This window comes from Sphingomonas flavalba, from assembly GCF_047553045.1.
GTDB lineage: Bacteria > Pseudomonadota > Alphaproteobacteria > Sphingomonadales > Sphingomonadaceae > Sphingomonas_L > Sphingomonas_L flavalba_A.
The window spans coordinates 525612-552312 of sequence record NZ_CP180208.1 but is presented as its reverse complement, the minus strand read 5'-3'; the positions used below and the strand labels follow the sequence as shown (position 1 = coordinate 552312).

The window sequence follows — 26701 nt, the reverse complement described above, 5'->3', positions numbered from 1 at the left end:
CCCGGCTATTCGCAGGCGCAGTGCAGCTTCCACGCCAGCCAGGCGGAAACGATGCACATCGCCGACACCAGCAGCAGCTGGTCGACCGCCGACACATCGGCCGCGCTCAGCCCGAACGCGACCAGCGATCCGATCACCATCGCGCCGGAATTGACGATGTTGTTGGCGGCGACGGTGCGTGCCGTCTCGCCGGCGCCGACGGTGGTGGTCAGGAAGGCGTAGAGCGGCACCACGAACATGCCGCCGCTGACCGCGACGCCGAACAGCGACAGGATCAGCATCGGCGCCCCGTCATGCCGTACGAACGCCCACAGGTCGTACAGTTCGCCGGCGTCGTCGCCGACCCATTGCCTGGCGACGAAATGGAGCAGCAGCACGAAACCGCTCATCGCGATCACCGCCGCCGGGGCATAACGGGCGGAAACCGTGCCGCGCAGCAGCCGGTTGATCATCAGAGAACCGACCGCGACACCGACCGAGAATATCGCGAGGAACAGGCTGGCGACCTGCTCGTCGGCGGTCAGCACATTCTTCACCAGCGGCGGGAATTCGATGATCAGCACCGCGCCGATCGCCCAGAACAGGCTGATCGAGCAAATCGCCAGAAACAGCCGACGGATATGCATCGTCCCCGAAACCAGCGCGATCGACGCGCGGATAATGTGGAAATCCAGCTTCTCCGGCGGGTTGATCGGCGGCGCCGGCGGCACCTGCCGCCCGGTCAGCCAGCCGGTCACCGCCACCACCAGCACCAGCGCGGCGGCGATCCGTGCGTCATGGGTGATGAACCCGGCGGTGATCGTGCCGGCGAGGATGGCGATATAGGTCCCCGCCTCGACCAGCCCGGTGCCGCCCAGCACCTCGTCCTTATGCAGGTGCTGGGGCAGGATCGCGTATTTGATCGGGCCGAAAAAGGTGGAATGGATGCCCATCGCCAGCACCGCCGCCAGCATCAGCGGAATCGACGACAGCAGCAGGCCGACGGCGCCCGCCGCCATGATCGCGATCTCCGCCAATTTGACCATGCGGATGATCCGCGCCTTGTCGCGGGTATCGGCAAGCTGGCCGGACAGGGCGGACAGCAGGAAAAACGGCATAATGAACAAGCCGGTGGCAAGCGCATTGAACTGCAATTCCATCCGCGCGTCGGAATAGACCTGGTAGGTGACGAACAGCACCATCGCGGTCTTGAACAGATTGTCGTTGAAGGCGCCGAGCATCTGCGTCACGAACAGCGGCAGGAATCGGCGACGGCCTAACAGCCGTATTGAGGTTTGCATGGGGGAATGGCTCGGATGTCGTGTCTGACAGGGCACCCATACCCGATCGCGGTGGTGCTTTCCAAAAGGAAAAGCCGCCGCGCCCCGGTTCAACTTCGCCGCGATCGGCGCTAAGCTGATCCGAATGCCATGCTGACCCTGCCCAACCTGCTCACCCTCTCGCGCATTTTCGCGGTGCCGCTGCTGGTCGCACTGCTCTGGTATCCGCGCTGGCCGCTCGGCTACGCGATCGCCTTCGCGCTGTATTGCCTGATGGGCATCACCGACTATTTCGACGGCTATCTGGCGCGGGCCAAGGGCACCGTGTCGCGGCTTGGCGTCTTCCTGGACCCGATCGCCGACAAGATCATGGTCGCCTCGGTCATCGTCATGCTGATCGCAACGGACGAGATCGTCGCCGGAAAGCCGGTGATTGCCAGCTGGACGGTGATCGCGGCGCTGATCATCCTGTTGCGGGAAATCGCCGTCTCCGGCCTGCGCGAGTTCCTCGCTCAGCTCAGCGTCTCGGTGCCGGTCAGCAAGCTGGCGAAGTGGAAGACGACTTTTCAGATGGTCGCGCTCGGCGCGCTGATCCTCGCCGGCGCCCTGCCCGCTCTTCTGTGGATCCACGCCGTCGGCATCGTCTGCCTGTGGGCGGCGGCGGTGCTGACCCTTGTCACCGGCTGGGACTATCTGCGCGCCGGCCTCAAATACATGGATTGAAGGCGGCGCGCCCGGAACGCGCGGCACCGGCCGCCGCCGCCGCCGGGCGATCATATCCTGAAACGGGCGGCCGGGTACGGGCATGCCGCCGGCGCGCGCCCGAGCGAACAACAAGCCCCTCCCCGTCAGGAGAGGGCTTGCCGTCCGGCGTTACAGCTTCGGCAACAGCACGCCGTTGATGACGTGGAACACGCCGTTGGCGTTCTTCACGTCGCCCTGCGCGACATAGGCCGGGTTGCCGTTGGCGTCGGTCAGCTTGATCGCGCCGTCCTCGAAGGTGACGGCGAAAGTCTGGCCCTCGACGGTGGTCAGCGTCGCGGTGCCGCCATTGGCCTCCGCCTGCTTGCGGATATCATCGATGGTCAGGGCGCCGGGCACCACCTGATAATTGATCACCTTGACCAGCGTTTCCTTGTTTTCCGGCTTCAGCAGCGTGTCGACAGTGCCGGGGGCAAGCCGCCCGAACGCGCCGTTGTCGGCGGCGAACAGGGTGAACGGCCCGGCGGCGGCCAGATCGATGCCGCTCGCGGCCAGCACCTTGACCAGTTCGCTGTGGTCGGCGGACTTGCCGATATTCTGGCTGATGGGCGCGGCCGGGTCCATCGCGGCACCGCCGACCGTGACGTCCGGGGCAGCGTCGGCGGCAGCGGAGGCGGCCTGCGCCGGGTCGGTCTGGGCCGGCGCGGCGGTGGCGGACAGGGCAAACGCCAGGGCGGTAAACAGGCAGGCGGGTTTGGCGATCGACATTCCGGAACTCTCCTTGATCGTTGAAAACCCCCTGCATGTGGCAAATCGGATACGATTTACCTACGTCTTAACCGTTGGCCCGTGGCAAATCAGCGTTCGGCCGTGCTGTCATGTCCCGGATCGCAACAGTTCGGCGAGCAGCTGAAAATCCTTCTCGCGCGGGCTTCCGCGCCGCCAGGCAAGGGCGATATGGCGGGAATCATGGGCGGCGGCGATCGGCCGGGCGACAATATCGGTGTTGTCCAATATCCCCGCATCGACCGCCATCGCCGGCAGGATGGTGATGCCCAGGCCATTGTCGACCATCTGGACCAGCGTGTGGAGAGAGGTACCCATCATCGTCGCCTCGGCGCGGATTTCCGGGCGGTTGCACGCCGCCAGCGCATGGTCCTTCAGGCAATGGCCGTCCTCCAGCAGCAACAGCCGGGTCTCGTCGATCGCTTCGGGCGCGATCGCGTCCGCCGCCGCGTCTGCCTCGCCGCGCGGGAAGGCGACGAACAGCCGGTCGTCGAACAACGGCGCCGTCGCGATATCGCCGCAGGCATAGGGCATCGCCAGCAACACGCAGTCGGCCTGGCCGCTGTGCAGCGACTCGCACGCCGCGCCGCTCGGCTCCTCGCGCAGATAGAGCTTCAGCTCCGGCCGCTCTTGCCGCAGCCGCGGCAATATCCGCGGCAGGAAGAACGGCGCGATCGTCGGGATCACGCTCATCCGCATCTCGCCAGACAGCGGCTTGCCGGCGGCGCGCGCCATGTCGGTCAGTTCCTCCGCCTCGCGCAGCACCCGCCGCGCCTTGTCGACGATCGCGTCGCCAAGCGCGGTGAACCGCACCACCCGCCGCGTCCGTTCGACCAGCACGATGCCGATCAGCGATTCCAGCTCGCGGATACCCGCCGACAGCGTCGACTGGGTCACAAACATCGCTTCGGCGGCACGGCCGAAATGGCCGTGTTCGCGCAGCGCGACCAGATATTGCAGTTGCTTCAGGGTGGGGAGATAGGTTGCCATCGGCTCACTCGATCAACATCGTCGGAATAATCAATTTAGGCACTTGAACGGGAAGCGCTAGAGACCATGTGGGGCGGGTGCCGAGGCGGTGTCGACCACTGCCGGTACGCAGCCCTCAACCGGTTTCACAGGAGACTATTCCGATGCTGACAGTTGGCGACAAATTCCCCGAACTCACCCTCCCGGTCCAGCAGGGCGTCGCCGCCCTTCCGGCGGGCGAGACGATCGACACCGGCGAAACCAACGGCAAGTGGAAGGTCGTGTTTTTCTGGCCGAAGGATTTCACCTTCATCTGCCCGACCGAGATCATCGGTTACGGCGAACTGAAGAACGACCTCGCCGATCGTGACGCCGTGCTGATCGGCGCGTCGACCGATACCGATTTCGTCCACTTCGCCTGGCGCAAGTCGGACGAACGGCTTGCCGCCTGCGACTTCCCGTGGATCGCCGACAACCAGAAGAAGCTGGCCAACGCCCTCGGCATCGTCGATGCGGACGCTGGTGTCGCCTATCGCGCGACCTTCATCGTCGATCCGCACAACGTGATCCAGCACGTCACGGTCAACGGCCTGAACCAGGGCCGCAACCCGGCGGAAGCGATCCGCGTGCTCGACGCGCTGCAGACCGACGAGCTCTGCCCGTGCAACTGGCAGCAGGGTGAAGAGGTGCTGCGCCCGGCCGCCTGACCGGCAACCCGCATCGCGCCGCCAGGCGCATGTTCCGGGGGCGCGGGAGCTTCGCCTTCCGCGCCCCTTTTTTACCCCGAACAGGAGGACAGCCATGTCGCTCAAGGCTTTCGCCGACACCCTTCCCGATTACGCGAAGGATCTCCGGCTCAACGTCGGTTCGCTGCTTGGTGAGCCGACCCTCAACGATCAGCGCAAATACGGGCTGTTGCTCGCCACCGCCCACGGCACCGGCTACAAGCCGCTGGTCGACGCCGCCGAAGCGGAAGCAGAAGGCAAACTGTCGCCGGAAGCGGCCAACGCCGCCCGCGCCGCCGCCGCGATCATGGCGATGAACAACGTCTATTACCGCTTCGTCCACCTCGCCTCGAACAAGGAATATGGCCAGCTCCCGGCCAAGCTCAGGATGAACGTCATCGGCTCGCCCGGCATCGAAAAGGACGATTTCGAACTGTTCAGCCTCGCCGTCTCCGCGCAGAACGGCTGCGGCATGTGCATCGACAGCCACGAACGGGTGTTGAAGCAGCACGGCGTCAACGCCGAAACCATCCAGGCCGCCGCCCGTATCGGCGCGGTGATGAAGGCCGTCGCCACCGTCCACGCGGTCTCGGCCTGACCCCCCGGCGGAAGCGGTCCCTCCCGCTTCCGCCACCCCACTCCCGCCATTCCGGCGAAGGGCGCCCCGCCCCCCCGTCATTGCAGGGGGCGGTCAATCCACAACCGAGCAGCGCCCCAGCAGCGCGCGCCTACGCCGCCACCGCCCGCCACAGGCTGAACGCGCTGGTCGCGGTCAGCACAATGCCGACCAGAATCAGCAGCGTCCGCGGCTGCACCCGCTTGGCGAGCACTGCGCCGAGCGGCGCCGCCAGCACCCCGCCGATCAGCAAACCGCCGGTTACGATGGTCAGCGCGGCAAAGCCCATCGCGGCGATGAAGGTGATCGACACGCTGACGGTCAGAAAGAATTCGGCGGTGTTGACCGTGCCGATCGTCTTGCGCGGCTCGACCCCCTGGATCAGCAGGTTGGATGTGACGATCGGCCCCCAGCCGCCGCCGCCCGCCGCGTCGAGGAAGCCGCCGATCAGGCCGAGCGGCGCGACGATCCGCGCCCGGTGCGCCTTGGGCGGCGTATGGAACGCCCGCCACAGCAGGTAGACGCCAACGCCGGTCAGATAGGCCATGACGAACGGCCGGGCGATATCGGCGTTCAACACCAGCACATAGGCGCCCAGCACCCCGCCGATCAGGCCGGGAATCACCAGTCGCCCGAACAGGCGCCAATCGACATTCTTGTGGGCGATATGGCTGATCGCCGACGCGGCCGTGGTGAACATCTCGACAAAATGCACCCCGGCCGATGCGCGCGTCGGCGATATGCCGAGCAGGCTGACCATCATCGTCGACGATATCACGCCAAACGCCATGCCAAGCGCGCCATCGATCACCTGCGCGGCAAAACCCACTGCGATAAAAGGCAGAATCTGGCTCACGTCGATGCTGGACAGGTCGATCATTCGGTCTCCTCTGGCGACGACGCGCCCCCGTTCTGCGATGTCTTGGCGCCTCAGGGCAAGATAGAAGGGCTTGTCGCCGCCCAAAACCGCTTGCGCCGACACTCTGGCAATAGGAAACGCACGAACCTAGATTGGCGCCGCACAGGGCAGGAGAAGCATGTTGGCGAATGCGCTGACCCGATTTCTGGATTCCATCAAGGCGCGCGATCCCGCGCCCCGCTCGCGCTGGGAAGTGCTGCTTTACCCCGGCGTGCTGGCCGTCGGCCTGCACCGCGTCGCCCATTGGTTGTTCGTCGGCGAACTTTATTTCCTCGCGCGCATGGTCAACCACATAGCGCGCTTCCTGACCGCGATCGACATCCACCCCGGCGCGAAGATCGGCCGCAATCTGTTCATCGACCATGGCTTCGTCGTCGTCGGCGAGACGGCGGAGATCGGCGACAACGTCACCATCTATCAGGGCGCGACGCTCGGCGGCACCAATCCGGCCAACGGCGAAGGCGGCAAGCGCCACCCGACGCTGGAAGACGGCGTGATCGTCAGCCTCGGCGTCGCCATCCTCGGCCCGATCACCGTCGGCGCCGGCGCCCGCATCGGTGCCAACGCGGTGGTGACGAAGGACGTGGCGCCCGGCGCGGTCATGGTCGGCATCCCCGCCCGGCCGATGCCGGTCGACGCGCGCGAGAAGCAGAAGGCTTTCATGCCCTACGGCACGCCGTGCAGCGAGGTGATGGACCCGCTCGCCCAGCGGCTGGAGGCGATGCGCGCCGAAATCGACGCGCTCGAAAGGAAGTTCGACGCGTTGAAGGCCACCGCGCCCGACGACGGACCCGACCGGCAAGACCTGTTCGGGTGAGCAACGTCACGCCGTTCCCCGTCAGCCGCGGCGGCGCGGTGCAGACGGTGTTCGACCGGACCGAACTGAACCGCATCCTCGATCTTTACGGGCGGATGGTCGCCGCCGGCCACTGGCGCGACTATGCCATCGACCTCGGCCGCGACGCCGCCGTGTTCTCCGCCTTCCGCCGCGCGGCCGAACGCCCGGAATTCCGGATCGAGAAGCGCCCGGCGCTGCGCAACCGCCAGGGCATGTGGGCGCTGATCGGGGAAGCGGGCGCCGTACTGCGCCGCGGCCACAGCCTCGGCCCGGTCCTCGCCCCGGTCGAACGCCGCCTGCTCAAACTGGTCGCGGAATAGAGGCTGTCCTGTTCAAGCGGCACCGGTTCGCGCCGACACCACCGTCGCGCCGGCCGGGGGCAGGCGGTCGCGCAGCTCCGGCGGCAGCAGCCCCAGCACCGCCGCCCGCGCACCGTGCCAGAAGGCGGACAGCAGCAGCAGCGCCGACCCGATGATCAGCGCGGTAATCGCGGTGCTCAAACTGATCGCGCCCAGATCGCGGACCAGCCCGCTCAGCGCCGCGATGACATAGGCCAGCGCCGACACCATCAGCGCCCGCCGGTCGATCGCCAGCGCGACCGCGCCGATCGCGGCATACAGCAGGAGGACGACAACGCCGGTCACCATCGTCGCCTTGTTGTCGAGCACGCCCAGCGCCTGGAATACCGGGTGAACCAGCATCGGCGCCGCCAGCAGGTGCAGCCAGAACGCGACGTCGGACCGCCGGGTCTGGCGCAACCGGTCCGACATGTCCCACCACATCGCCAGCGCGAACACCGCCAGCCCGCTCGCGAACAGCGCCAGCATGCCGAATCCGCCGAATTCGGGCACCACGGCGAACAGCAGGCCGAACAGCATCGCCACCAGCGCCCCCGCCCCGGCCGCGACGGTGATCGGCACGCGGAAACGCCGCCAGTGCAGCCAGGCCGCGCCGGCCGCGATCGCGCCGCTCAGCGCGAACAACAGCGCTCCCGCACTGTCGCCGTCCGGTCCGCCGCCGTCGCCAATGCCAAGCAGCGTTGTCGCCGTGGCGAACACCCCGCCGACAAAGGCGAGCAGGAACAGGATCGACGGCAAGGCCATACGCCGCTGACGGGTGAAATACTCGGCCAGGCCCCAGGCGGCTCCGGCCACCGCTGCGCTGCCCAGCCAGGGCATTACGCTGCGGCCCAGCCATCCGACCGCGACCAGCAGCAGCCCACCGGCAATCGCGACGAAAATGTCGTTGAACCCGGAAATCAGCCGGAAGTGCTCTTCATCGACCAGCGGCGCCGCGCGCCGCGCCTCGACATGAGCGCGCAACGCGGCGGCGGTCTCGGCGCTGATCGCACCGGCCGCTACCGCACCGTCAAGATCGGATTCGCTATACATCGGCCACCCCTCCCGCCCGCCGGGCTAGCACAACCGTATTGTTCAAACAACACACCATGCTCGTCCCGGCGGTGACGGAAAAGGGCGCCGCCACTCGCCCGCAGCGGTCCCGGATCAGCGCGGCGACTGGCCGTTGCCGGGATCGCGCCGCTGCTTGCAGCCGTCGGTCATCCCACGCTTGCACCACGGGTATTCGGCCTTGGGCGCCGGTGCCGGATAGGCCTCCGCAACCGGCACGGACGGCTTGAACACCACGGTCGCGCCCGCCGGCACCGACGGCGGCTGCAATTGCTCGGCGGCGCCCGGCGGCGCGATGGCGGCCGGTTCGGCATCGGCGGCCGGCTGGTCCTGCGCGACGGCCGCGCTGCCAAGGGCAAAGGCGGCGGCGATGAGCAGCATCTTCATCGGTATCTCCATCGTTGCGACGGGCGCCCGTACCGGCGCCACCCCCGACAAACGCGGGCTGAACGATGTCGATCCCTAAAACCCGCCGCCGCAGCCTCCGCCGTCATTGCGAGCACCCAAAGGGTGCGCGGCAATCCGCCAATACCCGTCAATGCCGGTCGCGGGCCTCCCCGGCCCGCCCGCTCACATATGGATCGGCTTGCCCGTCACCGCCATCGCCGCTTCCTTCACCGCTTCCGAATGGGTCGGGTGGGCGTGGCAGGTATAGGCGATGTCCTCGCTGGTCGCGCCGAACTCCATCGCCTGCGCCGCCTGGGCAATCATCGTGCCGGCGACGGAAGCGATCATCCACACGCCCAGTACCCGATCGGTCCTGGCGTCGGCGATCACCTTCACCCAGCCGTCCGGCTCGTGGTTGGTCTTGGCGCGGCTGTTCGCCGCCATCGGGAACTTGCCGACCTTGATCTCGCCGCGCTCCTTTGCCTGCTCCTCGGTCAGGCCGACGCCGGCGATTTCCGGCGCGGTGTAGACGACGGACGGGATCACGTCGTGGTTCACGATCCCGGTCAGCCCGGCGATGTTCTCGGCCACCGCGATGCCCTCGTCCTCGGCCTTGTGGGCCAGCATCGGGCCGGGCGCGACGTCGCCGATCGCCCAGATGCCGGGCGTCGCGGTGCGGAACTGGTGGTCGACCTCGATCTGCCCGCGCTGGTTGGTCGCCAGCCCCGCCGCCGCCAGCTCCAGCCCGTCGGTGTTCGGCCGCCGGCCGATCGAAACGAGCACCGCGTCGGCCTCGATCGTCTCGCTGGCGCCGCCCTGCGCCGGCTCGACGGTCAGCGTCGCCTTGCCGCCCTTCACCTGCACGCCGGTGACCTTGGTCGACAGCTTCAGTTCCATGCCCTGCTTCTTGAACAGCCGGCCGGCTTCCTTGCGGACCTCGCCGTCCATGCCGGGCAGCAACTGGTCGAGGAACTCGACAACCGTCACTTTGGCGCCGACCCGGCGCCACACGCTGCCCAGCTCAAGGCCGATCACGCCGCCGCCGATCACCACCAGATGGCCCGGCACCTTGCCCAGCTCCAGCGCGCCGGTCGAATCGACGACGACCTTCTGGTCGACCTCGACGCCGGGCAACGGCGTGACCGACGATCCGGTGGCGATGACGATGTTCTTCGCCTTCACCGTGCGGTCGCCGATCGTCACCGTGTCGGTGCCGGCAAAGGCGGCGTGGCCCTTCAGCCACTCGACCTTGTTCTTCTTGAACAGGAAGGCGATGCCGGCGGTCAGCCCCTTGACCGCTTCGGTGCGCTGGCCGTGCATCGCGGTCAGGTCCAGGCTGACCGCGCCGGTGTTGATGCCCAGCTTGGCCAGCTTGCCGCTCGCCGCCTCCTCATACAGCTCGGACGCATGGAGCAGCGCCTTGGACGGGATGCAGCCGACGTTCAGGCAAGTGCCGCCCAGCGTCTCGCGGCTCTCCACGCACGCCGTCCGCAGCCCAAGCTGCGCCGCCCGGATCGCCGCGACATAGCCGCCGGGGCCGGCCCCGATCACCAGGACATCATAGTCGTAGTCAGCCATGAAAAGCTCCTTCCGCACCCGCCACCGGCGGCACTCAACAATCCTTAAAGGTCGATCAGCAGCCGCGTCGGGTCCTCGATCGCATTCTTCAGCGCGACGAGGAAGGTCACCGCCTCGCGGCCGTCGATCAGCCGGTGGTCGTAGCTCAGCGCCAGATACATCATCGGGCGGACGACAACCTGCCCGTCGCGAACGACCGGCCGGTCCTCGATCCGGTGCAGGCCGAGCACCGCCGCCTGCGGCGGGTTGATGATCGGCGTCGACATCAGCGATCCGAACACGCCGCCGTTGGAAATGGTGAAGGTGCCGCCCTTCATCTCCTCCATCTTCAGCGTGCCGTCCTTGGCGCGGCGGCCGAAATCGCCGATCGTCCGCTCGATCTCGGCGACCGACATCGTCTGCGCGTCGCGCACCACCGGCACGACCAGCCCGGTCGGCGCCGACACCGCGACCGACACGTCGACATAGTCGCGGTAGACGATTTCATCGCCCTCGATCGCGGCGTTGACCGCCGGCACGTCCTTCAGCGCCTGGCAGGCCGCCTTGACGAAGAAGCCCATGAAGCCAAGCCGAACGCCGTGCTTCTTCTCGAACAGGTCCTTGTACTTCGACCGCGCTTCCATCACCGCCGACATGTCAACGTCGTTGAACGTCGTCAGCATCGCGGCGGTATTCTGCGCTTCCTTCAGCCGCTTCGCGACGGTCTGGCGCAGGCGGGTCATCCGCACCCGCTCCTCGCGGCGCTCACCGGCGGGGGCAGCGGCGGCCGGCGCGGGCGCGGCGTCCTCCGCTTCCGGCGCGGCGGCGGGCTTCGCCTCGGCGGCGCGCAGCACATCCTCCTTGGTCAGCCGGCCGTCCTTGCCGGTGCCCTTGATCGCGCTCGGGTCCAGCCCCTTTTCCAACACCACGCGGCGCACCGCCGGGGACAGGGTCCGCTCGCTCGCTTCCGGCTCGGCCGCCTTGGCCTCCACCGCCGCCGCCGAAGCGGCGGCGGGCGCCGGGGCAGCAGCGGCAGCGCCGCCGCCCGCCTCGATCACCGCGATCACCGCGCCGACGGTCACAGTATCGCCGACCGCCGCGGCATGGGCGCCCATCACCCCGGCGACCGGGGCCGGCACTTCCACCGCCACCTTGTCGGTCTCCAGGCTGACGATCGGCTCGTCGGCCTTCACCGCATCGCCGGGCTGCTTCAGCCACTCGCCGATCGTCGCTTCGCTGATCGATTCGCCCAGCACGGGCACCTTCACGTCGGTCGCCATGTCCTGTCCTCTGCTCCGCGCCTCAGTTGCCGCGCTTGGTAAAACTGTCTTTCCGCTGCAAATCCGCCAGCGGCACCGCCCGCGCCGCCGCCAGTGCATCGTCGTCGCAGGCCCAGCGCAACGCCGCGCCCAGCGCCTCGTAATCGTCGAATAGCATGGCGCCGCCGCCGTCCGAAGCCGGCGGCACCCGCATCGCCCCGGCCAGCGCGGCGTCGACCGGCGTCGCCGTGGTCAACGCCGCATCGACGCTGTACGCCTCAACCCGCCGCAGCCGCTCGCCGGCGCAATCGGCGTCGACCACCAGCATCGGGTTGTCGACCCCGGCGCCGTCGGCCCGGCCGATCTGCAATGTCGCCACCCGGCGCCCGGCGTCGTCGCCCGCTGTCCGCGCGACGCCGATCGCCGCGCGCTCGCCGGCCACCGGCTTCAGCGGAAACCAGGCGAACGCCGCCAGGTCGACGCTCGCCGGCGCCGGCAGCAGCAGCAAGGCAAGGATCGGCGTCACCGCTCGGCTCAGCCTTTCTTCTGGCGCTTGATCTCTTCGCGCACGCTATGGCCCAGCGCCTCGGCGATCAGCGCGCCCTGCTCGGCCAGGTGGCGCTTCATCAGCCCGGTCGCCGGCGACGCGGACGCCGCCCGCCCGGCATAGCGCGCCCGCTTCGGCTTGGTGCCCGCCTGCTTCAGGCACTGCTCGATCAGCGGCTCGACGAAGAACCAGGCGCCGTTGTTCTTCGGCTCCTCCTGGCACCAGACGACATTTTCCAGCGCCGTCAGCCGTTTCAGCAGCGCGACCAGCGCGTCGCACGGGAACGGATAGAGCTGCTCGATGCGGACGATGGCGATATCCTCGTCCGCCGCCGCGTCGCGCGCCTCGATCAGGTCATAGGCGACCTTGCCGGAACACAGCACCAACCGCCTGACCGCCTTGTCCGCCGGCCCGCTCGGGTCGGGCAGAATCGTACGGAACCCGCTGTCGTCCAGAAACGCGTCGGCGTCGGACACCGCCAGCCGGTGGCGCAGCAGCGACTTCGGCGTCATCATCACCAGCGGCTTGCGGAACGTCCGCAGGTTCTGCCGGCGCAGGATGTGGAAATAATTCGCCGGCGTCGTGCAGTTGGCGACCTGCATGTTGTCGCTGGCGCATAGTTGCAGGAACCGCTCCAGCCGGGCGGAACTGTGCTCCGGTCCCTGGCCTTCATAGCCGTGCGGCAGCAGCATCACCAACCCGTTGGCCCGCAGCCACTTCGCTTCGGACGAAGCGACGAACTGGTCGATGATCACCTGCGCGCCGTTGGCGAAATCGCCGAACTGCGCTTCCCACAGCACCAGCGTCTTGGGGTCGGCCAGCGCATAGCCGTATTCGAAGCCGAGCACGCCGAATTCCGACAGCGGGCTGTCGAGCACCTCGAAGCGCCCGTGCGGCACCTGGTCGAGCGGCACGTAACGCGCCTCGGTCTTCTGGTCGACCCACACCGCGTGGCGCTGGCTGAACGTGCCGCGGCCGGAATCCTGGCCGGACAGCCGGACGCCATAGCCTTCGGACAGCAGCGCGCCGAATGCTAGCGCCTCCGCCGTCGCCCAGTCGAAGCCCTTGCCGGATTTGAACATCGCCCGCTTGGCGTCGAGAATCCGACCCAGTGTCTTGTGGATGGTCAGCCCTTCCGGCACCGTGGTCAGCGTCCGCCCCAGGCTGTCGAACAGCTTGGCGGTGATCCCGGTGTTGACCTCGCGATGCTCGCTGCCGCTGTCCGCCGGCTTGTGCAGGCCGGACCAGCGACCGGTAAACCAGTCGGCCTTGTTGGCCTTGTAGCTGGCGGCGGCGGCGAATTCGTCGTCGAGCAGCGCGACGAAATCGGCGCCCGCCTTCTCGACGAACGCGTCGTCGACCACGCCCTCGCCCTTCAGCCGCTCGGCATAGACCGCACTGACCTTCGGGTGCTTGCGGATGCGTTCGTACATCAGCGGCTGGGTGAAGCTCGGCTCGTCGCCCTCATTGTGGCCGAAGCGGCGGTAGCACCACATGTCGATGACGATGTCGCGGCCAAAGGTCTGGCGGAACTCGATCGCCATCTTGCACGCGAAGGTCACCGCTTCGGGATCGTCGCCGTTGACGTGGAAGATCGGCGCCTGCACCCCCTTCGCCACGTCCGACGGATAGGGCGAGGACCGCGCATATTGCGGGCTGGTGGTGAAACCGATCTGGTTGTTGATGATGAAGTGGATGCAGCCGCCGGTATTGTAGCCGCGAATACCGGAAAAGCTCAGGCATTCCCACACGATACCCTGGCCGGCGAACGCCGCGTCGCCGTGGATCAGCACCGGCAGCACCCGGCCGTGGGTGCCCGGCTCGTCCTGCACCATGTGCTGGGCGCGCGCCTTGCCCAGCACCACCGGGTTTACCGCTTCCAGGTGCGACGGGTTCGGCACCAGCGACATATGGACGCTGATCCCGTCGAACTCGCGGTCGGTGGAGGTGCCGAGGTGGTATTTGACGTCGCCCGATCCGCCGACATCCTCGGGGTTGGCCGAGCCGCCCGAAAATTCGTGGAAGATGACGTGGAACGGCTTGGCCATCACATTGGCGAGCACGTTCAGCCGGCCGCGGTGCGCCATGCCGTAAACGATCTCGCGCACGCCGTACTGGCCGCCATATTTGATGACCGCTTCCAGCGCCGGGATCATCGCCTCGCCGCCGTCGAGGCCGAACCGCTTGGTGCCGACATATTTGCGGCCGAGGAACGCCTCATACTGCTCGGCCTGAATGACCTTGGACAGGATCGCCTTCTTGCCTTCCGGCGTGAATTCGATCTCCTTGTCCTTGCCCTCCATCCGGTCCTGCAGAAACCGCCGTTCCTCGACGTCGGAAATATGCATGTATTCAAGGCCGACGGAGCCGCAGTAATTGGCGGTCAGGATCGCGACGATCTCGCGCACCGTCGCATAGTCCAGGCCCAGCGTGCCGCCCAGGTAGATCGGCCGGTCAAGGTCGGCGCCGGAAAAGCCGTGATATTCCGGCATCAGGTCGGCCGGCAGCTCAAGCTTCGACTGGCCAAGCGGGTCCAGCCGCGCCGCCAGGTGCCCGCGCACACGATAGGTGCGGATCAGCATCTGGGCACGGATCGAATCCGCCGCCGCGCGGGCGATCACGTCGCTGTCTACCGGTGCGCTGGCGCGGGCATCGCGCTTCGACGCGGCCGGCGCCGGCGCCATCTGGGTCGGGTCCAGCCCGGCGGTCAGCGCGTCGGTGTCGGCCGGCGGCCAGTTGTCCCGCTTCCAGCTCGGCCCGTCATGCACGGCCTCCAGCCCGGAAAACCACGCGCGCCAGCCGGCATCTACCGACGTCGGGTCGGCGACATAGCGGCGGTAGAGCGCCTCGACGAACGAAGGGCTGGCGCCTTCGACGAAACTGAAGTCCTGGCCTTCGATACCCATCTTCACCTCGTCATCCCGGCGGAAGCCGGGATCTTGAAACACGCAATCCCGAATCCCCGCCTTTGAGGCGGACGGTTCAGGTCCCCCTTACCCCTTCAGAACCCGGGCCAGCGTCGTGCCCAGCTCCGACGGGCTTGGCGACACCGTGATCCCGGCGGCTTCCATCGCCGCGATCTTGTCGTCGGCGCCGCCCTTGCCGCCGGACACGATCGCGCCGGCATGGCCCATCCGGCGTCCCGGCGGGGCGGTGCGCCCGGCGATGAAGCCGACCACAGGCTTCTTGCGCCCGCGCTTCGCCTCGTCGATCAGGAACTGCGCCGCTTCCTCCTCTGCCGAACCGCCGATCTCGCCGATCATGATGATCGACTTGGTGGCTTCGTCGGCCAGAAACAACTCCAGCACGTCAATGAAGTTGGTGCCGTTGACCGGGTCGCCGCCAATGCCGACCGCCGTGGTCTGGCCCAACCCTTCGTTGGTCGTCTGGAACACCGCCTCATAGGTCAGCGTACCGGAACGCGAGACGACGCCGACCGATCCCTTGGAGAAGATATTGCCCGGCATGATGCCGATCTTGCACTCGCCGGGGGTCAGCACGCCGGGGCAGTTCGGCCCGATCAGCCGCGATTTCGATCCCGACAGGGACCGCTTGACCTTGACCATGTCGAGCACCGGAATGCCCTCGGTGATGCAGACGATCAGCGGCACCTCGGCGTCGATCGCTTCCAGGATCGAGTCGGCGGCGAAGGGCGGCGGCACGTAGATGACGCTGGCATCGGCGCCGGTCGCGGCAACCGCCTCGCCGACCGTGTCGAACACCGGCAGGCCGATATGGCTGGTGCCGCCCTTGCCCGGCGTCACCCCGCCGACCACCTGCGTGCCATAGGCGATCGCCTGCTCGCTGTGGAAGGTGCCCTGCGCCCCGGTGATGCCCTGGGTGATGACCTTGGTGTTCTTGTCGACAAGAATGCTCATGGGTTCGCTTCGTCCTTCGCCTACGCCGCAGCGGCGGGTGCTGTGTCGGGCGCGCGAGGCCGCCGGGCGGCCCCGCGCATATGGATCAGGCCAGAGAGCCGTCGATCGCCTTGCAGGCGTCGAGCAGGCCCTTCACCGCGTCGACCGAGGTCTGGAAATTGCCCTTGGCCGTGTCGTCCAGCGCAATCTCGACAACCTTCTCGACGCCGCCGGCGCCGATCACCACCGGCACGCCGACATACAGGCCGTCGACGCCATAGGCGCCGTCGACATAGGCGGCGCACGGCAGCAGGCGCTTCTGGTCGTTCAGATAAGCCTCGGCCATCGCGATGCCGCTGGTCGCCGGCGCGTAGAAGGCGGAACCGGTCTTCAGCAGGCCGACGATCTCGCCGCCACCCGAACGGGTGCGCTGGACGATCGCATCGATCCGCTCCTGGGTCGACCAGCCCATCTTGATCAGGTCGGGCACCGGAATGCCGGCGACGGTCGAATACTGGACGACCGGCACCATCGTATCGCCATGGCCGCCGAGCACGAAGGTGCTGACGTCCTTGACCGACACGTTGAACTCGTCGGCGAGGAAATGGCTGAACCGCGCCGAATCGAGCACGCCGGCCATGCCGACGACCTTGTTGTGCGGCAGGCCGGAAAATTCGCGCAGCGCCCAGACCATCGCGTCGAGCGGGTTGGTGATGCAGACGACGAACGCGTCGGGGGCGTTGGCCTTGATGCCCTCGCCCACCGCCTTCATCACCTTCAGGTTGATGCCCAGCAGGTCGTCGCGGCTCATGCCCGGCTTGCGCGGCACGCCGGCGGTGACGATGACGACGTCGGCGCCGGCGATGTCGGCATAATCGTTGGTGCCGGTGATCCGGGCGTCAAAACCCTCGATCGGCCCGCACTGCGACAGGTCAAGCGCCTTGCCCTGCGGCACGCCCTCGACAACGTCGAACAACACGATGTCGCCCAATTCCTTCTTCGCCGCCAGGTGCGCCAGCGTGCCGCCGATATTGCCAGCGCCGATCAGGGCAATCTTTTTCCGGGCCATCCATTCCTCCGCTTCGGGGTGCGCGAAATTGCCGCAAAGCACCCGCGCGCGTTGAACTCGGCGGGGCCTTAGGCCGAATAAGTTAAGGCTTCAACTGTTCAGCCTCGTAAATCTTTGCACTTGCAAATCAATTGCAATAATTGACCTTCCGCTAGTGCAGCGGGGGTTCTGTGCGGACCTCGCGGCGGTCGCCGGTCTCCGGGTCGAACCAGACGCGGACGATGTGGCCGGTGTTCGGGTCGGTCCAGCTTTCGCCGGTCAGCTCCCATTCCGGCCCCGGCTGCCCGCCGGTCCGCCGTTCGTAACGCCGCCGTTCGAACAGCAGCGCGACGATGACGACGGCAAGCAGCAGCACCGGTTGCCAGCCCAGCACGTCGGCGAACCACAGCCCGCCGACGATCAGCAGCAGCACGGTCAGAAAGGTCAGCGCAGCCTCGCGCGCGATCATCGTCCGCCCCGCCCGCTGCTATCCGGCGACCGCCGCGATCAGGTCGTGCCAGTGGTCAAGCTGGTCATAAAACGCCTTGACCGGCATCCGCTCGTCCTGCCCGTGGGCGCGCTCGTCGTCGGGAATGACGATCCAGCCGCCATCGACGCCATAGACCGGAATGCCGACGGCGCGCAGATACAGGCCGTCGGTCGCCCCCGCCTCCATCTTGGGAATGATCGTCGCGCCGGGAAAACGCTTGTGAACCGTGGTGGTATAGGCGTTCAGCACCTCCGGGGTCAGCGGCGACGCGCCAGCGTATTTCGGCGCGCCGACCAGCTTCACCGCTACCTTAGGCCCGGCCAGCGCCTGCAATTCCTGTTCGATCGCCTGCGGGGTCACGCCGGGGAAGATCCGGCAGTTGACGTTGGCGACGGCGCTTTGCGGCAGCGCGTTGTTGGCGTGGCCGCCCTCCAGCCGGGTCGCGACGCAGCGGGTGCGGGTGCCGCCCACCTCGCGCGGGTCGGCCTCGACCGCGTCGGCGGCGGCGCCGTCCTCCGGGTTGGCCAGCCAGCGCCGCATCGCGTCGCCCAGCGGCCCCTTCTCCACCTTCTGCCGCTCGTGGAAATAGGCGCGCGTCGTGTCGTCCAGCATCGGCTGGAAACGGTACGCGGCCAGCGTCTTCAGCACGTCGGCCAGCTCGTATATCGCGTTGTCCGGCCGGGGCCGCGAACTGTGCCCGCCGGGATTGTGGACGGTGAACGTATAGTCGGCATAGGTCTTTTCCGACGTCTGCAGGGCATAGCCCAGCATCTTGCCGTCCTTGTCCTTCGCCCCGCCGCCGGCATCGGCGTTCAGCGCGTATTCGGCGTCGATCAGGTCCCGCCACTCGGTCGCGGCCAGGTCGGCACCCTTGCCGTCGGTCTCCTCGTCGCCAGTGAACAGCACGATGATGTCGCGTTTGGGCTTGAACCCTTCCGCCTTCAGCCGCAGCAGTGCGGTGGTCACCGCGGTCACCCCCTGCTTGTCGTCGATCGTGCCGCGCCCATAGAAATAGCCGTCCTCCTCGACCAGCTTGAACGGGTCGCGCGACCAGTCCTCGGCCTTGGCCTCGACCACATCCATATGGGCCATCAGCAGCACCGGCTTTTTCGCAGGCGTGCCCTCCGCCTTCCAGCGCAGGATCAGCGCCGCCTCGCCGTCATAAGGCTTGATCACCGCATCGGTCAGCCCGCCGGCGGCAAACCGCGCCTTCAGCCACGCCGCCAGCGCCGGCGTCTGCCCGCGCCCGGTCACCGTCGGCACCGCAATCGCATGCTCGTAGATCGCCCGCCCCTCGGCATGCCAGTCGGTGGCGGCGGGTGCGGCCAGCGCCGGCGCGCTCAGCAGCGCGGCGGTGGCGAACAGCAGGTGGCGCATCGCATATCCCCTTGTCGTGATGGCCGTTTCATCGCCGAAAGCCGCGCGCCCGTCCATCCCGCGCCGCGCCACCATCACGCCACGCCGTGCCCGCCTGCCAGATAGGCCTGCGACTGCATCTCCATCAGCCGGCTGACCGTGCGGTCGAACTCGAAGCGGCCGTCGCCGGCCTCGTACAGTTCGGCCGGCACCGCGTCGGCGGCGGCGAGCAGTTTGACGTTATGTTCGTACAGCGCATCGATCAGGGTGACGAAGCGCGCCGCCTCGTTGCGGTTCTCCGGCCCCATCTTCGGGATGCCGACGATGATGATGGTGTGATAGCGCCGGGCAAGCGCCAGATAGTCGGCCGCCCCGCGCGCCTCGCCGCACAGCCGCCTGAACGACAGCACGCCGACGCCTTTCAGGCTCTTGGGCACGTGCAGCACCCGCCCGCCCGTCACCGGCACGTCCTCCGCCGGCACATGCGCCCGGTCCTCGACCGGAAAATCGGTCAGGCGGAAAAACGCCTCGGACAGCGCCGCCGTCGCCGCCGGGCCGTTGGGCACGTGCCAGGTCCTGACCCCGGCCAGCCGCTCCAGCCGGTAATCGGTCGGCCCATTGAGCGCGATCACGTCCAGCCGGTCCTCGATCAGCGCGATGAACGGCAGGAAATGCTCGCGGTTCAGCCCGTCCTTGTACAGGTCCGCCGGCGGCCGGTTCGACGTCGCGACGACGCAGGTGCCCGCCTCGATCAGCGCGGTGAACAGCCGCGACAGGATCATCGCGTCGGCGCTGTTGTTGACCACCATCTCGTCGAACGCGATCAGCCGCGCCTCGCCCTTCAACTGCTCGGCGACGATCGGGATCGGGTCGCCCTTGCCCGCCTCGCGCGCGTCGCGCAGCCGGGCGTGGGTCTCCAGCATGAACTCGTGGAAATGCACCCGCCGCTTGCGCCGGATCGCCAGGCTGTTGAAGAACAGGTCCATCAGCATCGATTTGCCGCGGCCCACTGCGCCCCAGATATACAGCCCGCGCGGCACCTCCGGCACCCGCCCGGTCAACCGCCACAGCACCGATCCGCGCCGCGGCGGCGCCTCCAGCGCCTTTTGCAGCGCGCCCAGCTGCTCCGCCGCCGCCGCCTGCACCGGGTCCTGCCGCAGCTCGCCGGCGGCGACCAGCGCGGCATAACGCTCGACCAGCCGGCTCACCGCGCCCGCTCCGGCTTGCGGATCGTGCCGCTGAACCCGGCGACCGGCGCCGCGCCCTCGCCCTGCTCGACCAGCCCGCGCAGAAACAGCAGCCGCCCGGTCTCGCGCAATATCTCGATCACCAGGTCCAGCGGCGCGTCTACCGCGCCCGGCGCGATGAACTGGACGGACAGGTCAAGCGTCACCGCCTTGCCCGCCTCGATAATGCCGTGCATCCGCGCCGCCGCGAACAGCGCGATGTCGATATAGCCGAGCAGCGCGCCGCCGTGCAGCGCCCCGGCGACGTTGGAATGGCGGTGTTCCGGCCGGGTCCGCACCCGCACCCGCCCGTCCGGCTCCATCCGCACGCGGAACCTGCCGAGCGAGGCATTGAACCGCGTCGGGTCGCTCAGCTCCCAGACATGCCAGCCGGGGTTGTCGGGGTCCGGGTGGTGGATGAAGAACGGCGCCGCCGCGCCGCCGTCTCCGGCTTCGCTCAAACCGCGCGCTCGACCATCAGCTTCTTGGTCTCGGCAATCGCCCGCGCCGGGTTCAGGCCCTTGGGGCAGACATTGGCGCAGTTCATAATCGTGTGGCAGCGATACAGGCGGAACGGGTCCTCAAGGTCGTCCAGCCGCTCGCCGGTCATCTCGTCGCGGCTGTCCGCCAGCCAGCGATAGGCCTGGAGCAGAATCGCCGGGCCAAGGAACTTGTCGCTGTTCCACCAGTAGCTCGGGCAGGATGTCGAACAGCAGGCGCACAGGATGCACTCGTACAGCCCGTCCAGCTTGGCGCGGTCCTCCGGCGACTGCAGCCGCTCCTTGCCCGACGGCGGCGGCGTCGCCGTCTTCAGCCAGGGCTGGATCGACGCATATTGCGCGTAGAAATGGGTGAAGTCGCCGACCAGGTCCTTGACCACGTCCATATGCGGCAGCGGGGTGATCCGCACCTCGCCCTTGATGTCCTCGATCGCCTTGGTGCAGGCTAGGGTGTTGGTGCCGTCGATATTCATCGCGCACGACCCGCAAATCCCCTCGCGGCAGGACCGGCGGAAGGTCAGGCTGGCGTCCTGCTCGCTCTTGATCTTGATGATCGCGTCCAGCACCATCGGCCCGCAATCGTCCTCGTCGATCTCGAACGTGTCGTAGCGCGGGTTCTCGCCCGAATCGGGGTCGTAACGATAAATCTTGAACTTCCGGATACGGGTCGCCCCCTCGGGCGCGGCGTGTGCCTTGCCCTTCTTGGTGATGGTGCTGTTCTTCGGAAGCGAGAATTCGGCCATGCGTCAGAGTCCCTTTCGCGGGCTGCGATAGCCAAAAGGGCAGGCAAACGAAAGCCACCTGTCGCACCGCCGCCGGAATTTCCCCTTTTCCAGCGCCTTGCCCGCCGCGCGGCGCCCCGACAGCCGGCGCCCGGCCTGCGCCGCGGGCCGCGACGGCATTCAGGCGAACGAGACCGGCATGTTCCCCTTGCGGCGGCGCATGGCACCGCCGACGGCGCCCATGCCGAGGATCATCATCGCCCAGGTCGCCGGCTCCGGCACGCCGCCAATCGGGCCGGGATTCACGATAGAGGTGGTGCCAAGATAAACATCGTCGACCGCGAAGTCGTTGCCGTTATAGGCTGGCTGCGCGTTGCGCAGGAACAACTGCACCGTGGTCGCCGAACCGGTGTTGAAACTGGTCGACAAGCCTTCCCACACGCCAAGCTCCAGAGTGTTCGACAGCGTCGCCAGCTCCTGCGCCGGCCCGCCATCCAGCGCATAGAGGAAGGTCAGGATCGGCGGGCTGGACGGATAGAGCGAAGCGACGAACGCCTCGAAGAAATAGTCCTGCCCGGCGCTGACCGCGATCGCGCCTGACACCCAGACATTCTTGGTGATGTCGCTGGCGCCGTTGACCAGCAGCATGTTGCCCGAACCGCTGCCGTGGTCGCCAATCGCCGAGAAATAGCCATGCCACGCCGTCGGCGACGCCCCGACCGCGTAAACTCCCGCATCAAGGCCGCTCGCGGGGGAATGGCGGTAATCGGATGTGAAGCCGGTATTGCCCGCCTCGAAATCGCCATTGCCGACCAGATTGCCGGCGGACGCCTGCGTCGCGCAGGCAAGGGCCAGAATGGAAACCAGATATTTCGTCATGATACCGCCCTTCAATCGACATCGTCTCGACGGCGCGTGGATTGATCGCCCGACATTGAGGTGAAGCGGAAAAACCCCGCAAAAAAGGTCATGCTCCATTAACCCCGCCCGTCCCGCGACGGGACAGGGGCACAAGAACTCACGGAACTCGGCTTGCCATCCAGTGGTTGCGGCTCGCCTGTGTTAATCCGCCGCCTGACGTCTGAATGCGAGCCGAGAATACGTTTGGATTTTGGCCTAAGCGAAGACGCTCGCAAGCGTCTAACATATTCTCCTTGGCCGTTCGGATTATCACAGGTAAAACGCGGTGAGCCGAGGCAATGGTTATTGATTTGTTGGAAATCAGCCCATATGTCGGTGCTGATCGCACCCGCCCGGCCTCTGTCCTCAAGGATATGCACACTGGGCGGGTCTTTTATTTTTCGTGGATGCGTTGCAGAAGACGGGCATAATGACCCGGATATTCGCAAAGCCTGCGCTCACCTGGCCGCAGCAAATCCAACATCTTCGCGCAAATGGAATGGACATATGCGACGAAGACCATGCCAATTACTGGCTCCGCTACGTGAGCTATTATCGCCTAAGTGCCTACTGGCTGTATTTTGAACACCCCAAAGATCAAGCCGGCCCACGGTTTCGAAACGGGACGACCTTCGATCGGGTGACCGGCCTATACGATTTCGACCGCGCCTTACGACGCCTTATCATGCGCGGCACCGAGCACATCGAAGTCGCATTGAGAGGGAGCTGGGCGTATCAGCTTGGCCAGCTCGGAGATGGCCATAGCTATCTCGACGCCAGCTTGTACGAAGATCGCCGCGAATTTCATAAAAACTTATCTAAACTGATCAGCGAAACCGGCTTTTCTCGTGAAACATATGTCAAGCACTATCGGGAGTGCTACGATGTACCGGCGATCCCGCCGGTCTGGGTAGCGGCAGAAATGATGTCGTTCGGGCAACTGTCGCGCTGGTATTCCAATCTCGCCAGCCGCGCATTGCGGAACCAAATCGCGCGGCCCTGGTCTGCCCCCACCGAGTGGACCGATTGGTTTGTTAGTGCATTAAGCTCATCGCCGCCATATCCGGACGGAGGTGGAGCGAAGCGGAACCGGAGGCCGGATATGGCGGTGTCGCCGTTTCCGGTGCCGGTGGCCGGTAGCCCAGGCTGCTATGCGGGCGGACGGTGTTGTAATGCCGCCGCCATGCCTCGATCAGCACCCTGGCCTCGGCGAGGCTGTAGAAGATCTCGCCATTGAGCAGTTCGTCGCGAAGCGACCCGTTGAAGCTTTCGTTATAGCCATTTTCCCATGGTGATCCCGGCGCGATGTAGAGGGTCTTTACGCCGATCTGCCCCAGCCATTTCTGGACGGCGGTCGCGATAAACTCGCTACCATTATCGGATCGTATATGCGCTGGCGGCCCACGCGAGATGAACAGGTCGGCCAGGGCCGCCAGAACATCCTCATGCTTGAGCTGCCGTGCAACGATGAGCGCCAGGCATTCCCTGCTGGCCTCGTCGATGATCGTGAGGATGCGGAACTTGCGACCGTCATGCGTCCGCCCCTCGACGAAATCGTAGGCCCAGACATGCCCCGGATATTCGGGGCGTAGCCGGATGCACGATCCGTCATTGAGCCATAGACGCCCGCGCTTTGGCTGGCGCTGCGGGACTTTCAGTCCTTCACGCCGCCATATCCGCTCGACACGTTTATGGTTCACCGTCCATCCCGCATGGCACAGCAACGCCGTGACCCGGCGGTAGCCGTAACGACCATATTGCTTCGCCAATGCAATGATGTCCTCGGTCAGTGCCTGTTCGTCATCCGCCCCGCGCGGCATCTTGCGCTGCGTCGATCGATGCTGACCCAGCACCCGGCATATCCGTCGCTCGGATACCCGCACTGGCAGATCCCGTCGTACCTGATCGATGCAGCGCCGCCGCCGCGCGGGGCTCAGAAGTTTCCCCGTGCAGCCTCCTGCAAGATCAGCTTGTCCAGGGTCAGGTCCGAGATCGCCCGGCGCAGCCGCTGGTTCTCCTTCTCCAGATCCTTCATCCGCCGCGCCTGGTCGGTCTTCAGGCCGCCATACTCCTTGCGCCACCGATAATAGGTCTGCTCGCTGACCGCGATCCGGCGGCAGGCTTCAGCCGTGCTCGCTCCCTGCGCCAGCACAATCTCAACTTCACGCAGCTTGCCGATGATCTCTTCCGGCTTGTGCTTCTTGCTCGGCATTCAATGTCCCTTTCATGGTCCAGACTATCATAGTCTCTGGGCCACTCAGCGGGGGGCAGATCAGCCCCTCGGTCTGCCAGAAAGGATTCTCGTGCCACTCGTGCGGCACGTTACCGATCTGAGGAACATCTGCGCCCATCACGGCCGACTGTGGAACCGTGGCTTCCTTATTCCACCCCGGCTTGCACAGAAGCCCGTCGACCTCCGGGCCACATTGGATCAAACCGCTACGCAAGCACCCGCCAAACTTTATAATGCCGCCTGTCTTATTGCGCATGTAATCAGGACGGTAGCGCCTGCGTCCTCGTGGCGCGTGGATTTTACAGCGCACATCGATACGCACCCCGAAGGCGGTGTGGCCGCTATGGGGTTTCCGGCGGATTGGAAACAACGCCCATTGTGGCAATGAACAACCGCCAACCCTCAGCAAGCGCGTAATCAGTCCCTGATAACTGAATTGATCTGCGCAAAATGAGCATTTCACCACGTGAATGAAATTCAGCCAGCGGCCAGCAAATCAACACCCATTACGAATCCGAAATACCCCGCCCCTACGCCGCCGCGTCCAGCGTCACCGGCGCCCGCGCCGCCAGCAGTTCGCCGGCAATCGCGTGGGTGCGGGCGTTGTCGACGTCGATCGCCAGCGCGCCGTCGGTCAGCACCACCGCGCGGATGGTGACGCCGAACCGGCGGGAAATCCGCCGCATCGCGCCGTCGGCGCTCAGCAGGCCCAGCCGCAGCAGCAGCAGGTTGACCAGCCCGAACGCGGCGACGATCCGTCCCGCCTTCTTGGCGAACTGCCCGCCGCCGCGAAACGCATCGGCGGCGCACAGCGCGCGCGCGCCGGCCAGCGCGTAGAGGTTGCAGTTGGAATAGGCGTCGTCGCGGAACTGGTGGAACCGCCGCTGCCCGTCCGGGTGGGCGGCAAGCACCGCCGCGCGGGTGGTCAGCGCCACCGCGCCCTCGGCGCCGTTGACCAGCGCGACCCGCATCGCGCGCACCGCGTCCTGGCTGAGCAATACATTGTCGGCGGTGGTGACGATCAGCGGCCCGGTAATGCCCTCGGCCCCGGCGCGGACGCTGTCGGCCAAATTGTCCGCCGCGACGACCGGCTCGACGGCGACGCCAAGGCCGGTGGCGACGGCGCGCACCGCCGCGAACGCCGCCGGCTCGACGACGATCCGCACCCGCTCCACCCCCGGCACCCGCGCCAGCGCGGCGACGACATGGGCGATCAGCGGCTGGCCGGCGACCGGCACCAGGCATTTGTGCGACACACCCGCCGCCACCGCCAGCGGACCGGCGTCCCCCGCGCGGCTGGCGGCAAGGACGATCGCGGTGAACGGGGGCAAGGCCATGGCTTTCAGGCGGCCAGTGCCCGGTCGCGCGCCATCAGTCCGTGGCGCTGCAGACTCTCGGCCAGAATCGTCTCGATCAGCTCGGCATGGCTCAGGCCGGCCAGCGCCGCCGATCCGGCGAACGCCTTCTTCGACCACAGGTTGCAGTTCAGGTTGACCTCCATGAACAGCATCTCGTCGCGCTCGACGTCGTACCGGAACTCGAACCGGCCATAATCGAACGGGTGGAACACCTCCGCCATCCAGCGGGTCAGCTCGGCGACGCGCGGCTGCCAGCGGGCGTCCTCATAGGCGACGGTCTCGTACCGCTGGCCCCCCGCGGCCAGATCGCGCTTCTCGTCATAAGTGCGCAGCAGCGTCGGGTCGGCCTGGGCGAACTGCATCATCGGCAGGATCACCGGCACCCCGCCCTGCAGGATCACCGGCACCTCGATGTCGCTGCCGGCGATGAACGGCTCGACGATCGCGTCATGGCCCTCGGCGTGGATCGCCTCGACCGCCGCCTTGACCCCGGCCCAGCTGTCGGCGTCGCGCACGCCCCACGACGCCGACGACGCATTGGGCTTCACCACCATCCGCGCGCTCATCGGGCAGGCGCCCTCGCGCACCGGCGCGCCGCGACGGTAGATCACCCACGGCGCGGTCGGCACGCCGCGCGCCTGCGCCTCCAGCTTGGCCAGGTGCTTGTCGTCGCCCAACCCGCGCAGGATCGGGCTGGCGCCCAGGAACGGAATGCCGGCGCGGGTGCACAGCAACGGCACCAGCATCTCGGAATTCAGAAAGCCGCCGCGATTCAGCAATGGAAAGACGAAATCGACATCCGGCCTGCCGAATAGCGCGGCATAGGAATCGGCAACCGTCAGTTGCAGGCCGATATCGCGCAATACTTCGCGAATCTCAGCATGGTAAGGCGCATGGTTCCCGTCTTCCGGGTGCAGGCCACCTTGCCATAATGCGTGTTTCGCAATCAGCATGACACGCAGCGAACGCTTCGTCTCATCGTTTATCAACGATGGCGTGATCGGATTCATGGCAAAATGCGCCCCGTTACTTATCGCA

The 26701-nt window shown here is 66.8% G+C and carries 27 protein-coding genes and 1 pseudogene; 7 read left to right on the top strand and 21 right to left on the bottom strand.

Translation table 11 applies throughout. From position 1 onward, the window contains the following. Positions 1-5 precede the first annotated feature (5 nt). Positions 6-1280, bottom strand: a complete 1275-nt coding sequence (locus tag ACMT1E_RS02665; RefSeq protein ID WP_414902092.1) for an MFS transporter — start codon at positions 1278-1280, stop codon at positions 6-8. 129 nt (positions 1281-1409) lie between these two features. Here ACMT1E_RS02665 and pgsA point away from each other — a divergent pair, with 129 nt between their 5' ends. Beyond that, positions 1410-1982, top strand: a complete 573-nt coding sequence (gene pgsA / locus ACMT1E_RS02660; protein WP_414902090.1) for a CDP-diacylglycerol--glycerol-3-phosphate 3-phosphatidyltransferase — start codon at positions 1410-1412, stop codon at positions 1980-1982. A 150-nt stretch (positions 1983-2132) separates the two neighbouring features. On the opposite strand, the gene ACMT1E_RS02655 is transcribed toward pgsA, so the two are convergent. Both ACMT1E_RS02655 and ACMT1E_RS02650 read right to left on the bottom strand, forming a co-directional pair. Further along, on the bottom strand, positions 2133-2729 hold the full coding sequence (locus ACMT1E_RS02655) for a fasciclin domain-containing protein (protein WP_414902089.1): 597 nt from the start codon (positions 2727-2729) through the stop codon (positions 2133-2135). 108 nt (positions 2730-2837) lie between these two features. After that, a complete protein-coding gene (locus ACMT1E_RS02650) occupies positions 2838-3737 on the bottom strand; it encodes a hydrogen peroxide-inducible genes activator (RefSeq protein WP_414902088.1) in 900 nt (299 codons plus the stop codon). A 143-nt stretch (positions 3738-3880) separates the two neighbouring features. Here ACMT1E_RS02650 and ACMT1E_RS02645 point away from each other — a divergent pair, with 143 nt between their 5' ends. Together ACMT1E_RS02645 and ACMT1E_RS02640 are read left to right on the top strand one after the other, a co-directional pair. Further along, positions 3881-4423 (top strand): peroxiredoxin, encoded by a 543-nt coding sequence (locus tag ACMT1E_RS02645; protein ID WP_414902087.1) that lies wholly within the window; start codon positions 3881-3883, stop codon positions 4421-4423. Positions 4424-4517: 94 nt separating this feature from the next. Continuing rightward, positions 4518-5039 carry a carboxymuconolactone decarboxylase family protein gene (locus tag ACMT1E_RS02640; protein ID WP_414902085.1) on the top strand — a complete coding sequence of 174 codons (522 nt, stop codon included), beginning with the start codon at positions 4518-4520 and terminating at the stop codon, positions 5037-5039. A 130-nt stretch (positions 5040-5169) separates the two neighbouring features. On the opposite strand, the gene ACMT1E_RS02635 is transcribed toward ACMT1E_RS02640, so the two are convergent. Further along, on the bottom strand, positions 5170-5937 hold the full coding sequence (locus ACMT1E_RS02635; protein WP_414902084.1) for a sulfite exporter TauE/SafE family protein: 768 nt from the start codon (positions 5935-5937) through the stop codon (positions 5170-5172). A gap of 160 nt (positions 5938-6097) precedes the next feature. Between ACMT1E_RS02635 and epsC the strand changes: the two genes are divergently transcribed. Together epsC and ACMT1E_RS02625 are read left to right on the top strand one after the other, a co-directional pair. After that, entirely contained in the window at positions 6098-6793 is a 696-nt protein-coding gene (epsC, locus tag ACMT1E_RS02630) for a serine O-acetyltransferase EpsC (protein WP_414902083.1), read from the top strand. Beyond that, entirely contained in the window at positions 6790-7134 is a 345-nt protein-coding gene (locus ACMT1E_RS02625; RefSeq protein ID WP_414902082.1) for a DUF2794 domain-containing protein, read from the top strand. Before epsC ends, ACMT1E_RS02625 begins: the two co-directional genes overlap by 4 nt. Positions 7135-7146: 12 nt before the next feature. Here the strand turns inward: ACMT1E_RS02625 and ACMT1E_RS02620 are convergent, their stop codons facing one another. From ACMT1E_RS02620 to ACMT1E_RS02555, 14 genes are all read right to left on the bottom strand, one after another. Further along, positions 7147-8205, bottom strand: coding sequence for a hypothetical protein (locus ACMT1E_RS02620; RefSeq protein WP_414902080.1), 1059 nt, complete (start codon positions 8203-8205; stop codon positions 7147-7149). Positions 8206-8319: 114 nt separating this feature from the next. Continuing rightward, on the bottom strand, positions 8320-8610 hold the full coding sequence (locus ACMT1E_RS02615; protein ID WP_414902079.1) for a hypothetical protein: 291 nt from the start codon (positions 8608-8610) through the stop codon (positions 8320-8322). A gap of 183 nt (positions 8611-8793) precedes the next feature. After that, positions 8794-10188, bottom strand: a complete 1395-nt coding sequence (gene lpdA, locus ACMT1E_RS02610; protein WP_414902078.1) for a dihydrolipoyl dehydrogenase — start codon at positions 10186-10188, stop codon at positions 8794-8796. Between the two features lie 44 nt (positions 10189-10232). Continuing rightward, positions 10233-11447, bottom strand: a complete 1215-nt coding sequence (gene odhB / locus ACMT1E_RS02605) for a 2-oxoglutarate dehydrogenase complex dihydrolipoyllysine-residue succinyltransferase (RefSeq protein WP_414902076.1) — start codon at positions 11445-11447, stop codon at positions 10233-10235. Between the two features lie 22 nt (positions 11448-11469). Beyond that, positions 11470-11952 carry a hypothetical protein gene (locus ACMT1E_RS02600; RefSeq protein ID WP_414902075.1) on the bottom strand — a complete coding sequence of 161 codons (483 nt, stop codon included), beginning with the start codon at positions 11950-11952 and terminating at the stop codon, positions 11470-11472. Between the two features lie 8 nt (positions 11953-11960). Then, positions 11961-14879: a 2-oxoglutarate dehydrogenase E1 component gene (locus ACMT1E_RS02595; protein WP_414902073.1), complete on the bottom strand. Its 2919-nt coding sequence runs from the start codon at positions 14877-14879 to the stop codon at positions 11961-11963. Between the two features lie 87 nt (positions 14880-14966). After that, the gene (sucD, locus tag ACMT1E_RS02590; RefSeq protein ID WP_414902071.1) at positions 14967-15851 is read right to left on the bottom strand and encodes a succinate--CoA ligase subunit alpha; all 885 of its coding nucleotides are present in this window, start codon (positions 15849-15851) and stop codon (positions 14967-14969) included. 85 nt (positions 15852-15936) lie between these two features. Continuing rightward, a complete protein-coding gene (gene mdh / locus ACMT1E_RS02585) occupies positions 15937-16899 on the bottom strand; it encodes a malate dehydrogenase (RefSeq protein WP_414902070.1) in 963 nt (320 codons plus the stop codon). Between the two features lie 151 nt (positions 16900-17050). After that, complete coding sequence (locus tag ACMT1E_RS02580; protein WP_414902068.1) at positions 17051-17347, bottom strand: hypothetical protein; 297 nt, start codon at positions 17345-17347, stop codon at positions 17051-17053. An 18-nt stretch (positions 17348-17365) separates the two neighbouring features. Next, on the bottom strand, positions 17366-18745 hold the full coding sequence (locus ACMT1E_RS02575) for a M20/M25/M40 family metallo-hydrolase (protein WP_414902066.1): 1380 nt from the start codon (positions 18743-18745) through the stop codon (positions 17366-17368). A 74-nt stretch (positions 18746-18819) separates the two neighbouring features. Beyond that, complete coding sequence (zapE, locus tag ACMT1E_RS02570; protein WP_414902065.1) at positions 18820-19932, bottom strand: cell division protein ZapE; 1113 nt, start codon at positions 19930-19932, stop codon at positions 18820-18822. Further along, positions 19929-20411, bottom strand: a complete 483-nt coding sequence (locus ACMT1E_RS02565) for a PaaI family thioesterase (protein ID WP_414902063.1) — start codon at positions 20409-20411, stop codon at positions 19929-19931. Before ACMT1E_RS02565 ends, zapE begins: the two co-directional genes overlap by 4 nt. Continuing rightward, positions 20408-21193: a succinate dehydrogenase iron-sulfur subunit gene (locus ACMT1E_RS02560; protein WP_414902061.1), complete on the bottom strand. Its 786-nt coding sequence runs from the start codon at positions 21191-21193 to the stop codon at positions 20408-20410. The genes ACMT1E_RS02565 and ACMT1E_RS02560 overlap by 4 nt, the downstream gene beginning before the upstream one ends. Before the next feature lie 159 nt (positions 21194-21352). Further along, positions 21353-22051 carry a PEPxxWA-CTERM sorting domain-containing protein gene (locus tag ACMT1E_RS02555; RefSeq protein WP_414902060.1) on the bottom strand — a complete coding sequence of 233 codons (699 nt, stop codon included), beginning with the start codon at positions 22049-22051 and terminating at the stop codon, positions 21353-21355. A 451-nt stretch (positions 22052-22502) separates the two neighbouring features. On the opposite strand from ACMT1E_RS02555, the pseudogene ACMT1E_RS02550 reads away from it, so the two are divergent. Next, positions 22503-23021, top strand: a pseudogene (locus tag ACMT1E_RS02550) (Abi family protein); the annotation flags it as partial. An 85-nt stretch (positions 23022-23106) separates the two neighbouring features. On the opposite strand, the gene ACMT1E_RS02545 reads toward ACMT1E_RS02550, so the two are convergent. Beyond that, a protein-coding gene (locus ACMT1E_RS02545; RefSeq protein WP_145923348.1) for an IS3-like element ISSpma1 family transposase occupies positions 23107-24284 on the bottom strand; the annotation gives its coding sequence in 2 pieces (ribosomal slippage) (positions 23107-24020 and positions 24020-24284; 1179 coding nt in all). Between ACMT1E_RS02545 and ACMT1E_RS02540 the strand changes: the two genes are divergently transcribed. After that, the gene (locus tag ACMT1E_RS02540; protein WP_414902058.1) at positions 24250-24693 is read left to right on the top strand and encodes an Abi family protein; all 444 of its coding nucleotides are present in this window, start codon (positions 24250-24252) and stop codon (positions 24691-24693) included. The two genes, ACMT1E_RS02545 and ACMT1E_RS02540, sit on opposite strands and share 35 nt — an antisense overlap. 142 nt (positions 24694-24835) lie before the next feature. Here the strand turns inward: ACMT1E_RS02540 and ACMT1E_RS02535 are convergent, their stop codons facing one another. Then, positions 24836-25636, bottom strand: coding sequence for an NTP transferase domain-containing protein (locus ACMT1E_RS02535; protein ID WP_414902056.1), 801 nt, complete (start codon positions 25634-25636; stop codon positions 24836-24838). An 11-nt stretch (positions 25637-25647) separates the two neighbouring features. Continuing rightward, on the bottom strand, positions 25648-26616 hold the full coding sequence (locus ACMT1E_RS02530) for a D-alanine--D-alanine ligase family protein (RefSeq protein WP_414902055.1): 969 nt from the start codon (positions 26614-26616) through the stop codon (positions 25648-25650). Positions 26617-26701: the final 85 nt, after the last annotated feature.